General features: G+C 72.2%; 12 protein-coding genes. 6 read left to right on the top strand and 6 right to left on the bottom strand.

Annotation, left to right across the window (positions count from 1 at the left end):
* The first annotated feature begins 435 nt into the window (after window positions 1–435).
* Window positions 436–885 (top strand): PTS glucose transporter subunit IIA, encoded by a 450-nt coding sequence (locus AB0947_RS35960; RefSeq protein WP_171158315.1) that lies wholly within the window; start codon window positions 436–438, stop codon window positions 883–885.
* A 79-nt stretch (window positions 886–964) separates the two neighbouring features.
* Window positions 965–2,635 carry a phosphoenolpyruvate--protein phosphotransferase gene (gene ptsP, locus AB0947_RS35955; RefSeq protein ID WP_366754585.1) on the top strand — a complete coding sequence of 557 codons (1,671 nt, stop codon included), beginning with the start codon at window positions 965–967 and terminating at the stop codon, window positions 2,633–2,635.
* 94 nt (window positions 2,636–2,729) lie between these two features.
* Here ptsP and AB0947_RS35950 read toward each other — a convergent pair whose 3' ends face one another.
* Both AB0947_RS35950 and AB0947_RS35945 read right to left on the bottom strand, forming a co-directional pair.
* Window positions 2,730–3,623, bottom strand: a complete 894-nt coding sequence (locus AB0947_RS35950) for a hypothetical protein (protein ID WP_366754584.1) — start codon at window positions 3,621–3,623, stop codon at window positions 2,730–2,732.
* Between the two features lie 163 nt (window positions 3,624–3,786).
* On the bottom strand, window positions 3,787–5,754 hold the full coding sequence (locus AB0947_RS35945) for an acetoacetate--CoA ligase (RefSeq protein WP_366754583.1): 1,968 nt from the start codon (window positions 5,752–5,754) through the stop codon (window positions 3,787–3,789).
* A 215-nt stretch (window positions 5,755–5,969) separates the two neighbouring features.
* On the opposite strand from AB0947_RS35945, the gene AB0947_RS35940 reads away from it, so the two are divergent.
* Entirely contained in the window at window positions 5,970–8,330 is a 2,361-nt protein-coding gene (locus AB0947_RS35940) for a glycoside hydrolase family 31 protein (RefSeq protein WP_366754582.1), read from the top strand.
* Window positions 8,331–8,339: 9 nt separating this feature from the next.
* Here the strand turns inward: AB0947_RS35940 and AB0947_RS35935 are convergent, their stop codons facing one another.
* Window positions 8,340–8,876, bottom strand: coding sequence for an NUDIX domain-containing protein (locus AB0947_RS35935; RefSeq protein ID WP_366754581.1), 537 nt, complete (start codon window positions 8,874–8,876; stop codon window positions 8,340–8,342).
* 479 nt (window positions 8,877–9,355) lie between these two features.
* Here AB0947_RS35935 and AB0947_RS35930 point away from each other — a divergent pair, with 479 nt between their 5' ends.
* The 3 genes from AB0947_RS35930 to glpK all read left to right on the top strand — a co-directional run bounded on the left by AB0947_RS35930 (window position 9,356) and on the right by glpK (window position 13,705).
* Window positions 9,356–11,008 carry a GGDEF domain-containing protein gene (locus AB0947_RS35930; protein WP_366754580.1) on the top strand — a complete coding sequence of 551 codons (1,653 nt, stop codon included), beginning with the start codon at window positions 9,356–9,358 and terminating at the stop codon, window positions 11,006–11,008.
* 349 nt (window positions 11,009–11,357) lie between these two features.
* A complete protein-coding gene (locus tag AB0947_RS35925) occupies window positions 11,358–12,107 on the top strand; it encodes an MIP/aquaporin family protein (RefSeq protein ID WP_366754579.1) in 750 nt (249 codons plus the stop codon).
* Between the two features lie 77 nt (window positions 12,108–12,184).
* A complete protein-coding gene (glpK, locus tag AB0947_RS35920; RefSeq protein ID WP_366754578.1) occupies window positions 12,185–13,705 on the top strand; it encodes a glycerol kinase GlpK in 1,521 nt (506 codons plus the stop codon).
* A 102-nt stretch (window positions 13,706–13,807) separates the two neighbouring features.
* On the opposite strand, the gene AB0947_RS35915 is transcribed toward glpK, so the two are convergent.
* From AB0947_RS35915 to AB0947_RS35905, 3 genes are read right to left on the bottom strand one after another with little or no spacing between them, the layout of a single operon-like run.
* A complete protein-coding gene (locus tag AB0947_RS35915; RefSeq protein ID WP_366754577.1) occupies window positions 13,808–14,413 on the bottom strand; it encodes an ATP/GTP-binding protein in 606 nt (201 codons plus the stop codon).
* On the bottom strand, window positions 14,394–18,032 hold the full coding sequence (locus tag AB0947_RS35910; protein ID WP_366754576.1) for a hydantoinase B/oxoprolinase family protein: 3,639 nt from the start codon (window positions 18,030–18,032) through the stop codon (window positions 14,394–14,396). The genes AB0947_RS35915 and AB0947_RS35910 overlap by 20 nt, the downstream gene beginning before the upstream one ends.
* Before the next feature lie 24 nt (window positions 18,033–18,056).
* Window positions 18,057–18,452 carry a DUF742 domain-containing protein gene (locus tag AB0947_RS35905; RefSeq protein ID WP_366754575.1) on the bottom strand — a complete coding sequence of 132 codons (396 nt, stop codon included), beginning with the start codon at window positions 18,450–18,452 and terminating at the stop codon, window positions 18,057–18,059.
* Window positions 18,453–18,460: the final 8 nt, after the last annotated feature.

Genomic DNA, 18,460 nt, shown 5'->3' with positions numbered 1-18,460 from the left:
CGGGGTATCAACATATCTGGCGTTGATTTTTGGCACGCTGTTGAGTTCTCAAGGAACGGTCGCTTCCTTTGTACTCACCCTCTCGGGCTTTCCTCTGGGCGCTTCCCTTCGGTGTTTCAAACTCTACCAGGGTTTTTCCCTCTCTCTGACCGCCCCTCTGCGAGCATGCAGAAGGAGATCCAGAGATAGGATCTGAAGAGTTTGGTTGCTGTCGGAGGAGGATGCGGTTGCACGCCTCACTGCCCCCCCGGCAGGAGTACGACTGTACACGCGGCCTCGGAGGCCATGCAAATCCGGTGAGCTGGTGGTCTAGACCACTAACTGGTAGCTTCCACCCGGAACCGCCAGTTCACATGACATACGCTGCTGCCCAGTGCGCCGTCCGGGACTGCCAGTGACGGCCCTTGAACAGCTCCACTCCTTGGGAGGCTTCCCATGACCACCGTGACGTCCCCTCTTGCCGGGCGTGCCATCGGACTGGCCGCAGTGCCGGATCCGGTCTTCTCCGGGGCCATGGTCGGCCCGGGCACCGCGATCGACCCCGTGCGTGAGATCTCCGAGGCCGTGGCACCCGTCGACGGCATCATCGTCTCCCTGCATCCGCACGCGTTCGTCGTGGTCGACGAGAGCGGGCACGGCGTGCTCACCCACCTCGGCATCGACACGGTCCAGCTCAACGGCGAGGGCTTCGAGCTGCTCGTCAACAAGGGCGACACCGTGACCCGCGGCCAGGCCGTCGTGCGCTGGAACCCCGCCGCGGTCGAGGCCGCCGGCAAGTCGCCGGTGTGCCCGGTCGTCGCGCTGGAAGCCACTGCCGAGTCCCTCTCCGACCTCCGTGAGGACGGGGACGTGAAGGTCGGCGACAGCCTCTTCTCCTGGAACTGACAGCACTGCCGTCGTGAGGCGGCGAACAGGACAATCACCGCGGCGGCGGGACCCGCCGCACTATCCGGAGACGGGTGAGATGGAGACAACGCTGCGAGGCGTCGGCGTGAGCCATGGCGTGGCGATCGGCGAGGTACGGCACATGGGTACGGCGGTTCTGGAGCCTCCGGCCAAGCAGATTTCCGCCGAGGACGCGGAGCGTGAGCAGGGACGTGCCCGTCAGGCCGTGGACGCCGTCGCCGCCGACCTGACGGCGCGTGGCAACCTGGCCGGGGGCGAGGCCCAGGCCGTGCTGGAGGCCCAGGCCATGATGGCGCAGGACCCGGAGCTGATGGCCGACGTGGACCGGCGGATCGCCGTCGGCAGTACCGCCGAGCGTGCGGTGTACGACGCCTTCGCGGCGTACCGGGAGCTGCTGGCCGCCGCGGGTGAGTACCTGGCCGGGCGTGTGGCCGACCTCGACGACGTGCGGAACCGTATCGTCGCCCGGCTGCTGGGCGTGCCGATGCCGGGCGTCCCGGACAGTGACCAGCCTTACGTGCTCGTGGCCCGTGATCTGGCTCCGGCCGACACCGCGCTGCTCGACCCGTCCCTGGTCCTCGGTTTCGTGACCGAGGAGGGCGGTCCGACCAGTCACAGCGCCATCCTGGCGCGGGCGCTGGGCGTGCCGGCCGTCGTGGCGCTGCCCGGTGCCGGTGAGCTGGCCGAGGGCACGTTGATCGCCGTGGACGGCAGCACCGGCGACGTCTTCGTGAACCCGAGTGAGGGGAAGAAGGCGGAGCTGGAGGCCGCGGCTGCCGCGCGCAAGGCCGCGCTGGCCGCTTCGACGGGTCCGGGGGTGACCGCGGACGGGCACAAGGTGCCGCTTCTGGCCAACGTGGGCGGGCCGGCGGACGTGCCGGCGGCCGTCGAGGCCGGGGCGGAGGGTGTCGGTCTGTTCCGTACCGAGTTCCTGTTCCTGGACGACAGCAAGAACGCTCCTTCCGAGGAGAAGCAGGTGGAGGCCTACCGGCAGGTGCTGGAGGCGTTCCCCGAGAGCCGTGTGGTCGTGCGGGTGCTCGACGCGGGTGCGGACAAGCCCCTGGACTTCCTGACGCCGGCGGACGAGCCGAACCCGGCGCTCGGCGTGCGGGGGCTGCGGACGCTGCTCGATCACCCCGAGGTCCTGCGCACCCAGCTGACGGCGCTGGCGAAGGCCGCCGAGGGGCTGCCCGTCTACCTCGAGGTCATGGCGCCCATGGTGGCGGACCGCAAGGACGCGAAGGCCTTCGCCGACGCCTGCCGTGAGGCGGGGCTGCGGGCGAAGTTCGGCGCGATGGTCGAGATCCCCTCGGCCGCGCTGCGGGCACGCTCGATCCTGCAGGAGGTCGAGTTCCTGTCGCTGGGGACGAACGACCTCGCGCAGTACACGTTCGCGGCGGACCGGCAGGTGGGTGCGGTGTCCCGCCTGCAGGACCCGTGGCAGCCGGCGCTGCTCGACCTGGTCGCGCTGTCCGCCGAGGCGGCCACGGCCGAGGGCAAGAGCTGTGGGGTGTGCGGCGAGGCCGCGTCGGATCCCCTGCTGGCCTGTGTGCTGACCGGTCTGGGTGTCACCTCCCTGTCCATGGGGGCGGCGTCGATTCCGTACGTCCGCGCGACGCTGGCGAAGTACACGCTGGCGCAGTGTGAGCGGGCCGCGGCGGCGGCGCGTGCCGCGGACAGTGCCGAGGAGGCGCGCAACGCGGCTCAGGCGGTGCTGTCCGGCGAGTAGCCGTACCGGGCGCCGCCGGGGTGTCGGTTCAGGGGCGTCCTGCCTGCGGGCGGGGCGCCCCTGCCGCGTTCCGGCTTCCGTGTGCGTGCGGGCCTCAGTGGCGGTGGTCCGGGGCGGTGCTCTCCTCTCCGAGCGCGGGCGGCTCGCGGTAGTCGACGCCGGGCTCCGGGGAGATGGGCTCGCCGGATTCGACGTCGGTGCAGTAGGCGTCGAACACCTCGGACGCCGTCAGTGGTTCGAGGGCGCCGCCGCGCAGTCGCCAGCCGTAGACGCGGTCGGCCGTGCCGGCGGCGCTGACGCGGATCACGAGTCCGCCGGGGCTGCGGGTCGCGAGGCCGAGGGCGAGGACGCTGGCGAATTCGAGGGCTTCGGCCTCGTCGAGGCGGGTCGCGCCGTGGGGGTCCTGGTCGCCGTGCAGGACGGAGACGAGGGTGTCCGGGGGTCCGGAGACGGTGCACACGAGGTGCCGGTCGCCGGGTGGGGCGGTGTCGAGGATGCGGACCAGGAGCTCGGAGGCGCGGGTGAAGGCTGCCCTGCCGATGTCCTCGCCGCAGGTCGGGCAGGGGCCGAGGCGGGTGAGGAGGGTGGTGGCGTACTCCCAGGTGGCCTGGCGCACGGCTTCGTCCACGAGGGCGGGCAGGAGGACGGTGAGCGGGCGGCCGTCGTAGGGGATGGTCGGGCCGGTGGCCGCGAGTTCCGCGGTGAAGCGGGTCCGGCTGGCCGGGGCTTCGGGGTCGAGGCCGGTGTCCGCGCAGTACACGGCGTAGTCCTCCGGGTCGAACAGGGCGAGGGTGGTGTGGTTGCCCTGTGCGGCGCGGTCCCGCAGGACGGCCTCCAGTTGCTGGAGGTAGGTGGTGTGGTCGTCGAAGGTGAAGCTGCGGTAGCGCCGCATGGCGCGGAAGTCGTGGTCGTCGGTGAGTACGCCGATGGTGCCGGCGATCTCGCGGCGCAGGACGCGCCGCATGGTCTGGTGGTCGGTGTGCGCCATGAATTCCCCCAATGCGCGGTCGATCAATGCTCACTCACCGTAACCGGCGGCACTGACAATGGCGGTGTCGCCGGTGGTCACGGTCCGGTGGTGAGATCGTCTGCGCAGGTCACACCGCTTGGGCTGCCCACAGGCCTGGATGCGGACGGTGATCGTCCGGGGGTCAGGCGCGTTTGCGGGCGAGCTCCTCGTAGAAGCCGAGCAGGGTGAGGTCGTCGATGGAGCCGGGGTTCACCGCCTTTTCCAGGGGGGTGCCCTGCAGCAGGCGCTTGACCGGGACCTCGATGCGCTTGCCCGTGAGGGTGTGCGGGACGCCGGGGACCTCGATGATCTCGTCGGGGATGTGCCGCGGGGAGAGCTGCTCGCGGATGGCCTGCTTGATGCGGTCCAGGAGGGCTTCGTCCAGGACGGCGCCCGGTGCGAGGTGCACGAACAGCGGCATCCAGTAGCCGCCGTCGGGTTGCTCGATGCCGATGACCAGGGACTCCTTGACCTCTGGCAGGCGCTCGACGACCTCGTAGATGTCGGCCGAGCCCATGCGGACGCCCTGCCGGTTGAGGGTGGAGTCGGAGCGGCCGTGGATGATCACGGTCCCGCGTGAGGTGACGGTGATCCAGTCGCCGTGCCGCCAGACGCCCGGGTAGGTGTCGAAGTAGCTGTCGTGGTAGCGGCTGCCGTCGGGGTCGTTCCAGAAGTGGATCGGCATGGACGGCATGGGACGGGTGACGACCAGCTCGCCGACCTCGTCGATGACGGGCTTCCCGCTGGGGTCCCAGGACTGGAGGTCGGTGCCGAGGCCGGGCGCCTGGAGTTCCCCGGTGTACACCGGGAGGGTGGGTACGGCGCCGGCGAAGCAGGAGCAGACGTCGGTGCCACCGCTGACGGAGGCGATCCACAGGTCCTCGCGCACCTCGTCGTGCAGCCAGCGGAAGCCGTCAGGCGGCAGGGGGGAGCCGGTGGTGGCGACGCACTTCACCGTGGACAGGTCGTAGTCGCGTGCGGGGTGCACGCCGGCCTTGCGGCAGGCCATGACGTAGGCGGCGGAGGTGCCGTAGAGGGTGGCTCCGGTGCGTTCGGCGACGCGCCACTGGGCTCCGGTGTCCGGGTAGCCGGGGCTGCCGTCGTACAGGACGACCGTGGTGCCCGTGAGCAGGCCGGAGACGAGGAAGTTCCACATCATCCAGCCGGTCGAGGTGTACCAGAAGAACCGGTCCTCGGGGCCGAGGTCGCAGTGCAGGCCGAGCTGCTTGAGGTGTTCGACCAGGATGCCGCCCTGCGACTGGACGATGGCCTTGGGCAGGCCGGTGGTGCCGGAGGAGTAGAGCACCCACAGCGGGTGGTCGAACGGGACCTGCTCGAAGACCGGCTCGGTGTCCCCGGCGGTCACCGCCGACCACTCCAGGGCTCCCTCGGGAGGCTCGGTGCCGAGCAGGGGGATGTGGACGACGGCGCGCAGGGTGGGCAGCTCGCGGCGGAGTTCGGCGACCACCTCGCGGCGGTCGTGCTCCTTGCCGCCGTAGCGGTAGCCGTCGACGGTGAACAGGACGACGGGTTCGACCTGCTGGAAGCGGTCCAGGACGCTGCGGGCGCCGAAGTCGGGGGCGCACGAGGTCCAGACGGCGCCGACGGCGGCCGTGGCGAGCAGGGCGACGACGGCCTGGGGGATGTTGGGGAGGTAGCCGCTCACGCGGTCGCCGGGGCGGACGCCGAGGGCGCGGAGTTCGGCGGCGAGGGAGCCGACCTGGCGGCGCAGCTCGGCCCAGCTCACCGGGCGGGGCTCGTGCGTCTCGTCCACGTACAGCAGGGCGGGTTCGTCAGCGCGGTCGGCGGCGGCGCGCAGCGCGTGTTCGGCGTAGTTGAGGGTGGCCCCTGGGAACCACTGGGCACCGGGCATACTGCGGTCGCCGAGCACGCGCGCGTAGGGCGTGGAGAACCGTACGTCGAACCACTCGGTGACGGCTTTCCAGAAGGTGTCCAGCTGCTCGACGGACCACCGGTGCAGGGCCGGGTACCCGCCCTCGGCGGGGGCGCCGTGGTGTTCGGCGGCCCATGCCTGGAACCGGGTGATGCGGGCCTGGGCGATCCGCTGGGGATCGGGCTGCCAGAGCGGCTGGGGGTTCGCGGTCGACATGGGTGCGGCTCCCGGGCTGTGCGCGTCGTGTGCGTCGGTCCGCGCACGGGCTGGGGTGTGCGCGTGACGCGGCTGACAGGGACGATGCCATGTGATCGACTTCTGCACCAGGGTGCGCTCCACACAGTCCATGTCCTGAAGATGTGGTCCGGGCACGGGTGAACGGCAGTTGAACGACACGCGCGCGTGGGGCGCTCAGTGGCAGGGTGAGCAGCATGGACGGTCGTGACCTGGTGCGTTCGGTGAGTGTGGTCGGTTCGGGCAGGGCGGCGCAGGGGTTGCGTACCGTACGGGCCGCGTGGCGCAGGAGGCGCATCGACGCCGCCGGGCTGCCGCGGCGGGAGCCCGAGCGGGCCCGGGTGCCGGGCGAGGTGCGGGACGCGGAGCCGGGTCCCGGCGGTGGGCTGATCCGGTTCGGCCGCTCGGAGCTGCGGATCGTCGTGGCGGTGAACGGGGCGGTCTTCTGGGGGTGGGACGGGGCTGGTCCGCAGCCGTCGTACGCGCTCGCGGGCAGCGGTCCCGAGCCGGATCCGCGGGCGGTGCTGGAGCCGGACAAGGACGGTGGCTGGCGCGTGGTGGCCGAGCGGGCGACCGTCGTGGTCTCGCGGCACGGCGCGGTGGAGGTGTGCACCCCGGGCGGGGTGAGGCTGCGGCGGGATCTGCCGCCGCGCTGGTGGGAGCCGGTCGGCGGGGGTGCGGCGCGGTGGGTGCAGCGGTCGGAGGTGGCCGCGGACGCCCGGATCTTCGGCCTGGGCGGGCGCGCCGGCGGGCCCCGGCTGCGCGACGGCAGGTACCGGCTGTGGAACACCGATCCCGGCCGGGCGTTCGGGCCCGGTGACGATCCGCTGTATCTGACGATGCCGGTGCAGCTGGTGGTGGCGGATGCCGGCACTCATCTGGTGTTCCACGACACCACCTGGGACGGGACGGTGGTCCTGCGGGAGGGTGAGGAGGGTGCCGGGTCCGGGCACGACCGGGCGGGTCACTGCGAAGTGCGGATGGACGGGGGTCCGTTGCGCTGCTGGGTGATGGTGGGGACCCCCGCGCGCGTGCTGCACACGTGGGCCTCGCTGACCGGGGCACCCGCCCTGCCGCCCGCCTGGGCGCTGGGCCACCAGCACGCGCGGTGGGGCTTCGGCAGTGAGCAGGAGGTGCGCCGGATCGTCGCGGGCTACCACGAGCACGGGCTGCCACTGGACGCCGTGCACCTGGACATCGACCACTATGACGACCATCAGGTGTTCACGGTCGACCAGGAGCGCTTCCCCAAGCTGCCGGTGCTGGCGGAGGAGCTGCGCCGGGACGGGATCCGGCTGGTGTCGATCGTCGATCCGGCGGTGCGGGCGGAGCCGGGCAGCGCCGTGTTCGAGAGCGGCGCGGCAGCGGACGCGTTCGTGCGGGACGCGCACGGCCGGACGGTGCGGGGTGTCGCGTGGGCCGGCGAGTCGGTCTTCCCTGACTTCACGGACGCACGCGCGCGTGCGTGGTGGGGCGGGCTGTACGAGGAGCGGTTGGAGCAGGGCTTCTCCGGCTTCTGGCACGACATGAACGAGCCGACGTCGTTCAGCGCCTTCGGCGAGCCGACGCTGCCGCGTTCGGCCCGGCACGCCTTGGAGGGGCGTGGCGGCGACCACCGGGAAGGGCACAACGTGTACGCGTTGTGCATGGCGCAGGCCGCCTACGAGGGGTTGCGCGCGCTGGCGCCCCAGGAGCGGCCCTTCCTGTTCTCCCGCTCGGGCTGGGCGGGGTCGCAGCGGTACGGGGGCACGTGGTCGGGGGACGTGGCGACCGGCTGGCCGGGGCTGCGGGCGTCGCTGTCGCTGGTGCTGGGGCTGGGGCTGTGCGGGGTGCCGTACTCGGGTCCGGATGTGGGCGGTTTCGACGGCAGTCCGTCGCCGGAGCTGTATCTGCGCTGGTTCCAGCTGGGCGCGTATCTGCCGCTTTTCCGCACCCACGCGGGTCTGCGGGCGGGGCGCCGGGAGCCTTGGGAGTTCGGTGCCGAGGTGCTGGAGCACGCGCGCGTGGCGCTGCTCGAACGACGGCGGTTGCTGCCGTACTTCATGACGCTGGCGCAGCTGGCCCGGCGGACCGGCGCGCCCTATGTGCGGCCGCTGTGGTGGGGGGCGCCGGAGGACCGGGCGCTGCGCGACTGCGAGGACACGTTTCTGCTGGGCGACGCCCTCCTGGTGGCCCCCGTCCTGGATCCCGGTGTCCGCCGGCGCTCGGTGCGGCTGCCTCGGGGCCGCTGGTACGACACGGTGACGGAGGAGGTCCATGAGGGGCCGGGGCGGGTCGTGGTGGACGCGCCGCTGTCCCGGATACCGGTGCTCGCGCGCGCGGGCGCGGTGGTGCCCGTGCGGGGCGCCGGCGGGGGGCTGGAGCTGGAGGTGTGGGCGCCCCCGCGCGGACGCACCGGAGCCGGCCTGGTCGTGGCGGACCCGGGCGACGGGTGGGACGAACCGGAGGCCGAACGCTACGTCGCCCGCAGGCACGGGGGGCGGGTGGTGGTCACCCGGGACCGGGAGGACGGCGTGGCGGAGCCGCCCTACCCGGTGCGCGTGCGCGGGCTCAGCTGAACCGCGGGCTCAGACGTAGCGGCCCTCGAACCATGCCTTGACGGCCACGGTGTGCAGCGGGAAGGCGAGTTCCTCGGGCCTGCGCAGCAGCTGCCAGCCCTCGGTCTCGTCGGTGGGGCCGGAGGGCGGCAGTCCGTCGGCCGGACGTTCCGGCAGCACGCCGAACAGCAGCAGGTGCCCGTCGGGTGCGCTCATGACGTCCACGAGCCGCACGTCACGGGCGGCCGCTTCGATGCCGGTCTCTTCCTTGAGTTCCCGTACGACGGCCTGCTTCCAGTCCTCGCGGTCGTCGATGTACCCGCCGGGCAGGGCGATGCCTCCGCGCGCGGGGGCGACGGTCCGGGTGATGACGACCAGGGCGGTGCCCTTGGTGTCGTACACCGGCTGGAGGGCGATCGCGACCGGCAGCGGATTGCGGTAGGCGACGGTACCGCAGGCCGGGCAGGTGCGCGGCCATCCGGAAACGCCCTCTCCATAGGGCGCTCCGCAGCTCGAACAGTGGGAGTCGGGCGCGGAGTTGGCAGTTGGTTGCTGAGTTTCGGACACGCGCGGACTGTATCCGATCAGGGGAGGGGCATGTTCCGCTGGTGAGGCGTCAGGAACGAGCGAAACCGGAAGGAGCGGCCGGAATCACCCCCGTCGGCCCCGGCCGCCCCTCGTGTACCACGACGCCGTGCGCCGCCGTTCGGTTCACCGAATCGCCTTGCCCGTTTCCGGTAATCCGTGGCGCACTTCTGGCGACCCGTCAGGTATGCCCCGGCAGGAGGTTCCGTGCCGCACACACGCGAGCCCGCGGTCGCCGGCTGGTTCACCGGCGAGGGCGACGACTTCCGGCTCCTTCGCGCACCCGCTGTACGGTATGCGCCTGCGCCGAGGCCGTGACCGCCCCGGGCGGCCGGCCATCGGTGCAGACCAGCGGCGGACTTGCCGGGCACCGCTCACACTCTCCGTGTTCACTCGGGAATCCTGTGTGAACGTCTCATGAACTGCGCCTGGGCGTACGGGGGCAGCGCCATCATGCTCCCGTGCATCCCTGGACGGATACTCTCCGCTTCGCCTTCCAGCCGGTGGTCAACCTGAGGACGGGCGCGGTCGCCGCACTGGAGATACTCGCCCGCCCGGAGACCGGCGACGTCCTGGCCGAGGCCCGCCGGGATCCCGTGCTGGACGGCAGGCTGACCGTGTCGGCGCTCCGGGCCGCGGCCCGCAAGGAAACCCTGCTGCCGTTGCACCTGAACGTGTTCGCGGCCACGCTCGCCGACCTCGGCGGCCTGACACCGCTGTACGACGCCGTGCGCGCGGCGGGGCGCAGGGCCTGGGAGGTGACGCTCGACATCGTCCCGCCGTACACGCATGTGCCGCAGCGGGCGCTGCTGGAGGCGGTGGCCTCACTGCGCGCGCAAGGGTTCCGGATCAGCGCGGACGGCATCGGGGACGGGGACGTTCCGCTCAGGCTGCTCACCGACCTCTCCCCTGACCTGGTCAAACTCGACGCCTCGCTGCTCACCCGGCCGGCCGCGGTGCGGGCGATGCGGACGCTGTGCGAGGAGCTGGGCGCCCTGGTCGCGGTGGAGGGAGTGGAGACGGAACTGCAGTGCGCGGCGGCGCTGTCGGCCGGTGCGCAACTGGCCCAGGGCGAGCTGTTCGCTCCCCCGGCCCGCGTTCCCGCGGCGGACGTGTATGTTCCGTCCCTGGCACCCGGCGCCGGGACCCTCCCCCGCTCCGGGCCCTCCGTGCGGGAGTTCGTACGGCCGGCCGCCGTGCTGCCGCTGACCGCCTCGGCCGGACAGGTGCGGGCGCTGCTGACCGGTTCCCCGGACGTCTCCGGCGTTCTGCTGGCGGACCAGTACGGCAGGCCCGTCCGGTCGGTGCACCGGTCGCGTTTCCTGCTGTCGATGTCGGGGCGCTACGGGCACGCTCTGTACGCCGACCGGCCGGCTTTCAAACTGGGCGACGCCCCCCGCACGGTCGGCGTCGACGCGACGGCCTGGCAGGTGTTGGACGTGGTGGCGGTCGGCGGCCGGGACCGGACCTCCGACGACGTGGCGGTGGTCGACGGACACGGCCGATGCGTCGGCGTCGTACGGCTGGCGGATCTGGTGCGGGCGCTGGCCGAGAGCCGGGTGGAGGAGGCGGCCGGGCTCAACCCGCTGACCCGGCTGCCCGGTTCGGACGCGATCGTGAGCGAGGTGGACCGGCGGATCTCCGACGGGCGGGCGTTCACGCTCAGCTGGCTGGACATCGATCACTTCAAGCAGGTCAACGACGGTGCCGGATTCGCCGCGGGAGACGAGCTGATCCGCGCGGTGGGCCGCGCGCTCCAGCAGGCGGTCGCGGAGCACGCGCGCGTGGGGCACATCGGCGGGGACGACTTCCTGGTGCTGGCGGACGAGCAGGCGCTCGGTCCGCTGGTCACCGCCGTGCTGGACGTTCCCTGGGCGGTGGGCGGCCGGCCGGTCACGCTCTCCCTGGCGACGGTCGTCTGCGGCCCGGGCAGCGTGAGCGACCATCACCAGGCCGCCGCCCAGCTGGCCCCGCTGAAGAAGGCCGCCAAGGCGCTGAACGGCGGGAGCTGGGTGCTCGGGCGCGCCGGGCTCCCCGGTCACGAGGTCCGGCGCGGCGGCCCGGGTGCGGCCCCGTCGGGTGCCGGCTACGCGGCCGCCGAGCCACAGTGGTGAACGGCCTCCCCGTACACGTTCGTTGCGGCACGGGCGCTCCGCCGGGGCCGGCGCAGCGCCCGTGTCACCGTCGTCGCCGGCAGCCTTGACGCCTCCGGGGCACCGGTGAACACTTCCCGGTGTCAGTCGACATCGCCGTACATTCTCGGCGTTATCAGGCACCGCGGCACGGGTCTGTCCTGCTCACGGCCCGGCGCTCGAGGGCGATCCGGCTGCGACGGCACGCTCGTCACCGACGCCGGGCGGGGCGCGGGGCCCTCCCTGCCTTTCGGCTGAAGTCGCCAAGGGAACCGTCCTGCCCGCCGGGGCAGGGGGCCGATCGCCCCCCGCCGGCGCCAAGGGAGCCGCCATGAGCAACGGAGACATATTCCTCGGCGAGGTCATCGGCACCGCGATCCTGATCCTGTTCGGCGCGGGCGTCTGCGCCGCCGTCACCCTCAGGTACTCCAAGGCGCGCGCCTCGGGCTGGATCGTGATCGCGTTCGGCTGGGGCTTCGGCGTCCTCGCGGGCGCGTACACCGCCGCTCCCCTCTCCGGCGGTCAGCTCAACCCCGCGGTCACCCTCGGCATCGCGGTGGACACCGGCGAGTGGGGCAGGGTCTGGGTGTACCTGCTCGGGCAGTTCGTCGGCGCGATGCTCGGCGCCGTCCTGGCCTACCTCGCCTATCTCGCCCAGTTCCAGGCCAACGTGCGCACCGAAGGCACCACGGACGGCACCGCGGGTGAACCCGTGCCGACCCTCGGCATCTTCTCCACCGTCCCGGAGATCAGGAACCCGGTCGCCAACCTCGTCACCGAGATCATCGCGACCGTCGCGCTCGTCCTGCCGGTCCTCGCCTTCGGGCTCACCAGGGGGCTCGGCGAGTCCGGCACCACCGTGCTCATCGTCTCCCTGCTGGTCGTGGGCATCGGCCTCTCCCTCGGCGGTCCCACCGGCTATGCCATCAACCCGGCCCGTGACCTCGGGCCGCGCATCGTGCACACCTTCCTGCCGATCCCCCACAAGGGCGGATCCGACTGGGGATACGCCTGGATCCCGGTCGTCGGGCCGCTGATCGGCGGGGCACTGGCCGGCCTCGTCTACAACCTGGCCTTCTGAACCCCCCGCTCCCGCCAGCCATGATCCGCACGCGTCCTTTCGACCAGCGATCCCGACCCAGCGACCCAGGGGCAGTCATGACGGACACCGCCGGCACGTACGTCGCCGCCATCGACCAGGGCACCACGTCCAGCCGCTGCATCGTCTTCGACCACAGCGGCGCGATCGTCGCCGTCGACCAGCGCGAGCACCGGCAGATCTTTCCCAGGCCCGGCTGGGTGGAGCACGACGCCACCGAGATCTGGTCCAAGGTGCAGGCCGTGGTGGCCGGGGCCCTGGCCCGCGCGGGGCTGCGCGCCGACCAGCTGAGCGCCCTCGGCATCACCAACCAGCGGGAGACCACGGTCCTGTGGGACCGCACCACGGGCAAGCCCGTGCACAACGCGATCGTCTGGCAGGACACCCGTACCGCGGCCCTGTGCGGCGAACTGGGCGGAGCGGACGGCCAGGACCGCTTCCGCGAGACGACCGGGCTGCCGCTGGCCAGCTACTTCTCCGGGCCCAAGGCGGCCTGGCTGCTGGACCACGTGCCCGGCCTGAGGCAGCGGGCGGAGCGTGGAGAGATCGCGTTCGGCACCATCGACTCCTGGCTGATCTGGAACCTCACCGGTGGCACCGACGGCGGCCGGCACGTCACCGACGTCACGAACGCCGGCCGCACCATGCTGATGAACCTGGACACCCTCCAGTGGGACCCCTCCGTCCTGTCCGCGATGAACGTGCCCGAGGCCGTACTGCCCGAGATCAGGTCCTCCGCCGAGGTGTACGGGACCGCCGTCGGGCTGCTGTCCGGGGTGCCCGTCGCCTCCGCGCTGGGCGACCAGCAGGCCGCCGTGTTCGGTCAGGCCTGCTACGACGTCGGCGCGGCGAAGAACACCTACGGCACCGGCAGCTTCCTGCTGCTGAACACCGGCAACCGGCCGGTGCCGTCGAAGAACGGGCTGCTGACGACGGTGGGCTACAGAATCGGCGGGGAGGCGCCGGTGTACTGCCTGGAGGGGTCCATAGCGATAACGGGCGCGCTGGTCCAATGGTTCCGCGACCAGCTCGGGATCATCCGTACCGCCGACGAGATCGAGTCACTGGCGGCGAGCGTCGACGACAACGGCGGCGCCTACATCGTGCCGGCCTTCTCCGGCCTGTTCGCGCCCTACTGGCGCTCCGACGCGCGCGGCGTCGTCACCGGCCTCACCCGGTACGTCACCAAGGCCCACCTCGCGCGCGCGGTGCTGGAGGCGACGAGCTGGCAGACCCGGGAGGTCGTGGACGCGATGTACCAGGACTCCGGGGTGCGGATCAGCACGCTGAAGGTCGACGGCGGCATGACCCGGAACAACCTGCTCATGCAGCACCAGGCCGACGTCCTCGGCGTACCGGTGATCCGGCCCCGTGTGTCGGAGACGACGTGCCTGGGCGCCGCCTACGCGGCCGGACTGGCCACGGGCGTGTGGAACGGCCTGGACGAGCTGAGGTCGCACTGGCGCAAGGACGCGGAGTGGACGCCCGGCATGCGGGCGCCGGACCGCGACCGCGAGTACCGGAACTGGCGCAGGGCGGTGGAGAAGAGCTTCGGCTGGCTGGAGGCGGACGGGGACTAGAGGCGGCGAGGACGCCGGGAAGTCGCCGCACGCGCGCGTGGGCGCTCCGCACAGGACCACGGCCCGTACCCCGGTCGGCGGGGGTACGGGCCGTGCCGGCGGTCAGCGCACGACGGCCCCGCGCAGGTCGGCCGCGTACTCCCTCGCGTGCTGGACGAGTCCGACGAGCACCTCCTTGACCGACTCCCGGTCACGGGCGTCGCACAGCAGCAGGGGCACGTCGTCGTCCAGGTCGAGGGCCTGACGGACGGATTCCGCGGGGTGGCGGGCCGCTCCCTCGAAGCAGTTGACGCCGACGAGGAAGGGAATGGAGCGCCGCTCGAAGTAGTCGACGGCGGCGAAGCAGTCCTCCAGGCGGCGCGTGTCGGCCAGGACCACGGCGCCGAGCGCGCCCTCGGCCAACTCGTCCCACATGAACCAGAACCGCTCCTGCCCGGGCGTGCCGAAGAGGTAGAGCACCAGGTCCTCGCGCAGGGTGATGCGGCCGAAGTCCATGGCCACCGTGGTGGTGCGCTTGCCCTCCACACCGCTGGTGTCGTCGACGGGCCGCCCGGCCTCGGTGAGCAGTTCCTCGGTGCGCAGCGGCCTGATCTCGCTGACCGCGCCGACGAGGGTCGTCTTGCCCACGCCGAAGCCGCCGGCCACGAGGATCTTGAGGGTGACGGGCTCGACCGGAGCCTTGCCACGCTCAGAACGCCCGAAGATCATCGATCTCTTCTCCTGCTTGACGGGGGTCGGAGGACGGCCGGCCGTAGCCGCCGCCCCCGGGGGTTTCGATGACGAGTACGTCGCCCGGGCCGACGTCGGCCGAGCCGCTTGCGCCGAGGTCCGTGACCGTGCCGTCGGCGTGCTCCACCCGGTTGGCGCCGAGCGCTCCGGGGCCGCCGCCCGCCATGCCGTACGGCGGCACGCGGCGGTGCTGGGAGAGCGTGGAGACGGTCATCGGTTCCAGGAAGCGGATCCGGCGCACGGCTCCGTCGCCGCCGCGCCACCGCCCGGCGCCGCCGCTGCCCCGCCGGACGGCGAACTCCTCCAGCCGGACCGGTAGCCGCCATTCCAGGACTTCGGGGTCCGTGAGCCGGGAGTTGGTCATATGGGTCTGGACCACGTCGGCGCCCGGGAAACCGTCGCCGGCGCCGGATCCGGAGGCGACGGTTTCGTAGTACTGGTGCCGTTCGTTGCCGAAGGTGACGTTGTTCATGGTGCCGGAGCCCTCGGCCTGGACGCCGAGCGCGGCGTAGAGGGCACCGGTGATGGCCTGGGAGGTCTCCACGTTGCCCGCGACCACGGCGGCGGGCGGCTGCGGGGCGAGCATCGAACCCGAGGGCACGATGATGTCCAGCGGACGCAGACAGCCCTCGTTGAGCGGGATGTCATCGGCGACGAGCGTGCGGAAGACGTACAGCACGGCCGCGCTGACCACCGCGAAGGGTGCGTTGAAGTTGGTGGTGAGCTGCGCGGAGGTGCCGGTGAAGTCGATGGCCGCCCGGCGCTCGCTGCGGTCGACGCGGACGCGGACCCGGATGACGGCCCCGGAGTCGGTCTCGTAGGCGTACTCGCCGTCGTCCAGGGCGTCGATGACCCGGCGGACGGCCTCCTCGGCGTTGTCCTGGACGTGCCGCATGTAGGCCTGGACGACTTCGAGGCCGAACTCCCCGATCACGCGCCGCACCTCGTCGACGCCCTTCTGGTTGGCGGCGATCTGGGCGCGCAGGTCGGCGAGGTTGGTGCGCGGGTTGCGGGACGGGTACGGCGCCTCGGTGAGGAGGCGGCGGGTCTCCTCCTCCCGGAAGCGGCCGTCCTCGGTGAGGAGCCAGTTGTCGAAGAGGACGCCCTCCTCCTCGGTGGTGCGGCTGTGCGCAGGCATGGAGCCCGGGGCGATGCCGCCGATCTCGGCGTGGTGACCGCGTGAGGCGACGTGGAAGAGGACCCGCGGCTCGCCGGGCGTGTTCATGGCCACGTCGGTGTCGAAGACGGGGGTGATCACGGTGACGTCGGGCAGGTGCGTGCCGCCGTGGTAGGGGTCGTTGACGGCGTAGGTGTCGCCCGGCCGCATGGCGGAGCCGCGCCGGCGGATGACCTCTTTGACGCTGGTGCCCATGGACCCCAGGTGGACGGGGATGTGAGGGGCGTTGGCCACCAGGTTGCCGTCCGGGTCGAACAGCGCGCAGGAGAAGTCCAGCCGCTCCTTGATGTTGACGGACTGGGCCGTGGACTCCAGCCGCGCGCCCATCTGCTCGGCGATCGACATGAAGAGGTTGTTGAAGACCTCAAGCAGAACCGGATCGGATTCCGTGTCCGCTTCGGAACTCTGCGTGACCGCCGTGCGTTCCATGAGCAGATGCCCGTCCTCGGTCGCGGCGGCCCGCCAGCCGTCGTCGACGACGGTCGTGGCACCGGCCTCGGTGATGACCGCCGGGCCGGTGACGGTCTCGCCGGGAGGAAGGGCCTCCCGGCGGTGGAGGGGTACGTCGCGCCAGGCGCCGCCGGTGTGGAGACGGACGGTACCGGGCGTCCGGGCACGGCCCTCGTACGGGGCGAGGGCGGAGAGGTCGGGGGGTGCGGTGATGCCGGTGGCTTCGACGGAGAGGGCTTCCACGACGACCGGGCGGTCGAGGGTGAAGGAGTACGTGGCGCGATGACGTTCCTCGAAGGCGTGGCGCATGGCGTCGGGCCCGGCCAGTTCGACGGTGAGGGCGGTGTCGGTGCCGTCGTAGCGGAGCTGGGCGCGGCGGGTGACCCGGATGCGGTCCTCCGGGACCTCCTCGGCGACGAGCTCGGCCCGCGCGGCGGCCTCCAGGTCGTCGGCCGTCTTGTGGATGCCGGGCATGGAGGCGGCTTCCAGGGGTGCTTCCACGGAGTGCTCGCGCATGGCCGTGGTGTCGGCGAGGCCGATGCCGAGCGCGGAGAGCAGACCGGCCATGGGGGGCACGAGGACGGTGCGGATGCCGAGCGAGTCGGCGACCCGGCACGCGTGCTGGCCGCCGGCCCCGCCGAAGGTGGTCAGGGCGTAGCGGGTGACGTCGTGGCCTTTCTGGACGGAGATCCGCTTCACGGCGTTGGCGATGTTGGCCACGGCGATCCGCAGGTAGCCCTCGGCCACCTGTTCCGGGGTGCGGTCGTCACCGGTGCGCTCGTGGATCTCGCGCGCGAGGGCGGTGAACCGGTCGCGGACGAGCGCGGCGTCCAGCGGCTGGTCACCACCGGGACCGAACACACTCGGGAAGTGGGCGGGCTGGATGCGGCCGAGCATGACGTTGGCGTCGGTGACGGTGAGCGGGCCGCCCGCGCGGTAGCAGGCGGGACCGGGGGCGGCACCGGCCGAGTCGGGGCCCACCCGGTAGCGGGAGCCGTCGAAGTGGAGGACGGAGCCGCCGCCGGCGGCGACGGTGTGGATGTCCAGCATGGGTGCCCGCAGCCGGACACCCGCGATCTGGGTGGTGAAGACCCGCTCGTACGCACCGGCGAAGTGCGAGACGTCGGTGGAGGTGCCGCCCATGTCGAAGCCGATGACGCGGTCGAAGCCGGCGCGCTGCGACATGCGGGCCATGCCGACGATGCCACCGGCCGGTCCGGAGAGGACGGCGTCCTTGCCGCGGAACTGCCCGGCCTCCGTCAGCCCGCCGTTGGACTGCATGAACATCAGCCGCACGCCGCGCAGTTCGTCGGCGATGTGCCGCACGTAGCGGCGGAGCACGGGCGAGAGGTACGCGTCCACGACGGTGGTGTCCCCGCGCGGGACGAGCTTCATCAGCGGGCTGACCTCGCTGGACAGCGAGATCTGCGCGAAACCGACGCGGGCGGCGAGTTCGCCGACGGCGCGTTCATGGGCGGGGTGGAGGTGGCTGTGCAGGCAGACGACGGCGACCGCGCGGATGCCGTCGTCGTACGCCTCCCGGAGCGGACCCTCCAGGGCGTCCAGGTCGGGCGCGCGCAGGACGGTGCCGTCGGCGGCGATGCGTTCGTCCACCTCCACGACCCGTTCGTGGAGCAGCTCGGGCAGCTCGATGCGGCGGGCGAAGATGCGGGGGCGGTTCTGGTAGGCGATGCGCAGGGCGTCGCGGAAGCCGCGGGTGACGACGAGGAGGGTGCGCTCCCCCTTGCGTTCCAGTAGGGCGTTGGTGGCGACCGTGGTGCCCATGCGGACGGCCTCGACGGGCTCCCGGGAGCCGTCCAGGAGTTCGCGTACGCCGGCGACGGCCGCGTCGGAGTACCGTGCCGGGTTGTCGGACAGCAGTTTGTGCGTGAGCAGCCGCCCGTCCGGGCGGCGCGCGACGATGTCGGTGAAGGTGCCGCCTCGGTCGACCCAGAACTGCCAGCCAGTCACGTCACCACCCCGCTTCCGCGCCGGTCACAGCGCCCGGAGGCCGTTGATCACGTCGCGCAGGATACTCTCGTCCGGCAGCTCGGCCGGGGGCACCGGGCGGGTGACGTGGACGAGTTCGGCGTGCACCAGGTCGCCGATGAGGACGCGGACGACGCCGATGGGCAGGTCGAGTTCCGCGGCCAGTTCGGCGACCGACTGGGGCACCTCCCGGCAGAGCCCGACGATCTCCACGTGTTCGGGGGACAGTGTCGGGTCCGATTCCGGGTCGCCCGTGTCCGGCTCCGTGACGACCACCGCGATCAGGTCGAGGCGGTGCTGGCCCTCGCTCGTGGTGCGGCCACGCGTCATGGCGTACGGACGGACGACCGGCCCGGCCTCGTCGTCGAACCAGTGGTTTCTTGCCTGACCGTCTGCGCTCATGTCATCTC

The organism is Streptomyces sp. NPDC047841 (genome assembly GCF_040704085.1).
Classification (GTDB): domain Bacteria; phylum Actinomycetota; class Actinomycetes; order Streptomycetales; family Streptomycetaceae; genus Streptomyces; species Streptomyces argyrophylli.
This window is presented reverse-complemented; position numbering and strand designations above follow the sequence as displayed.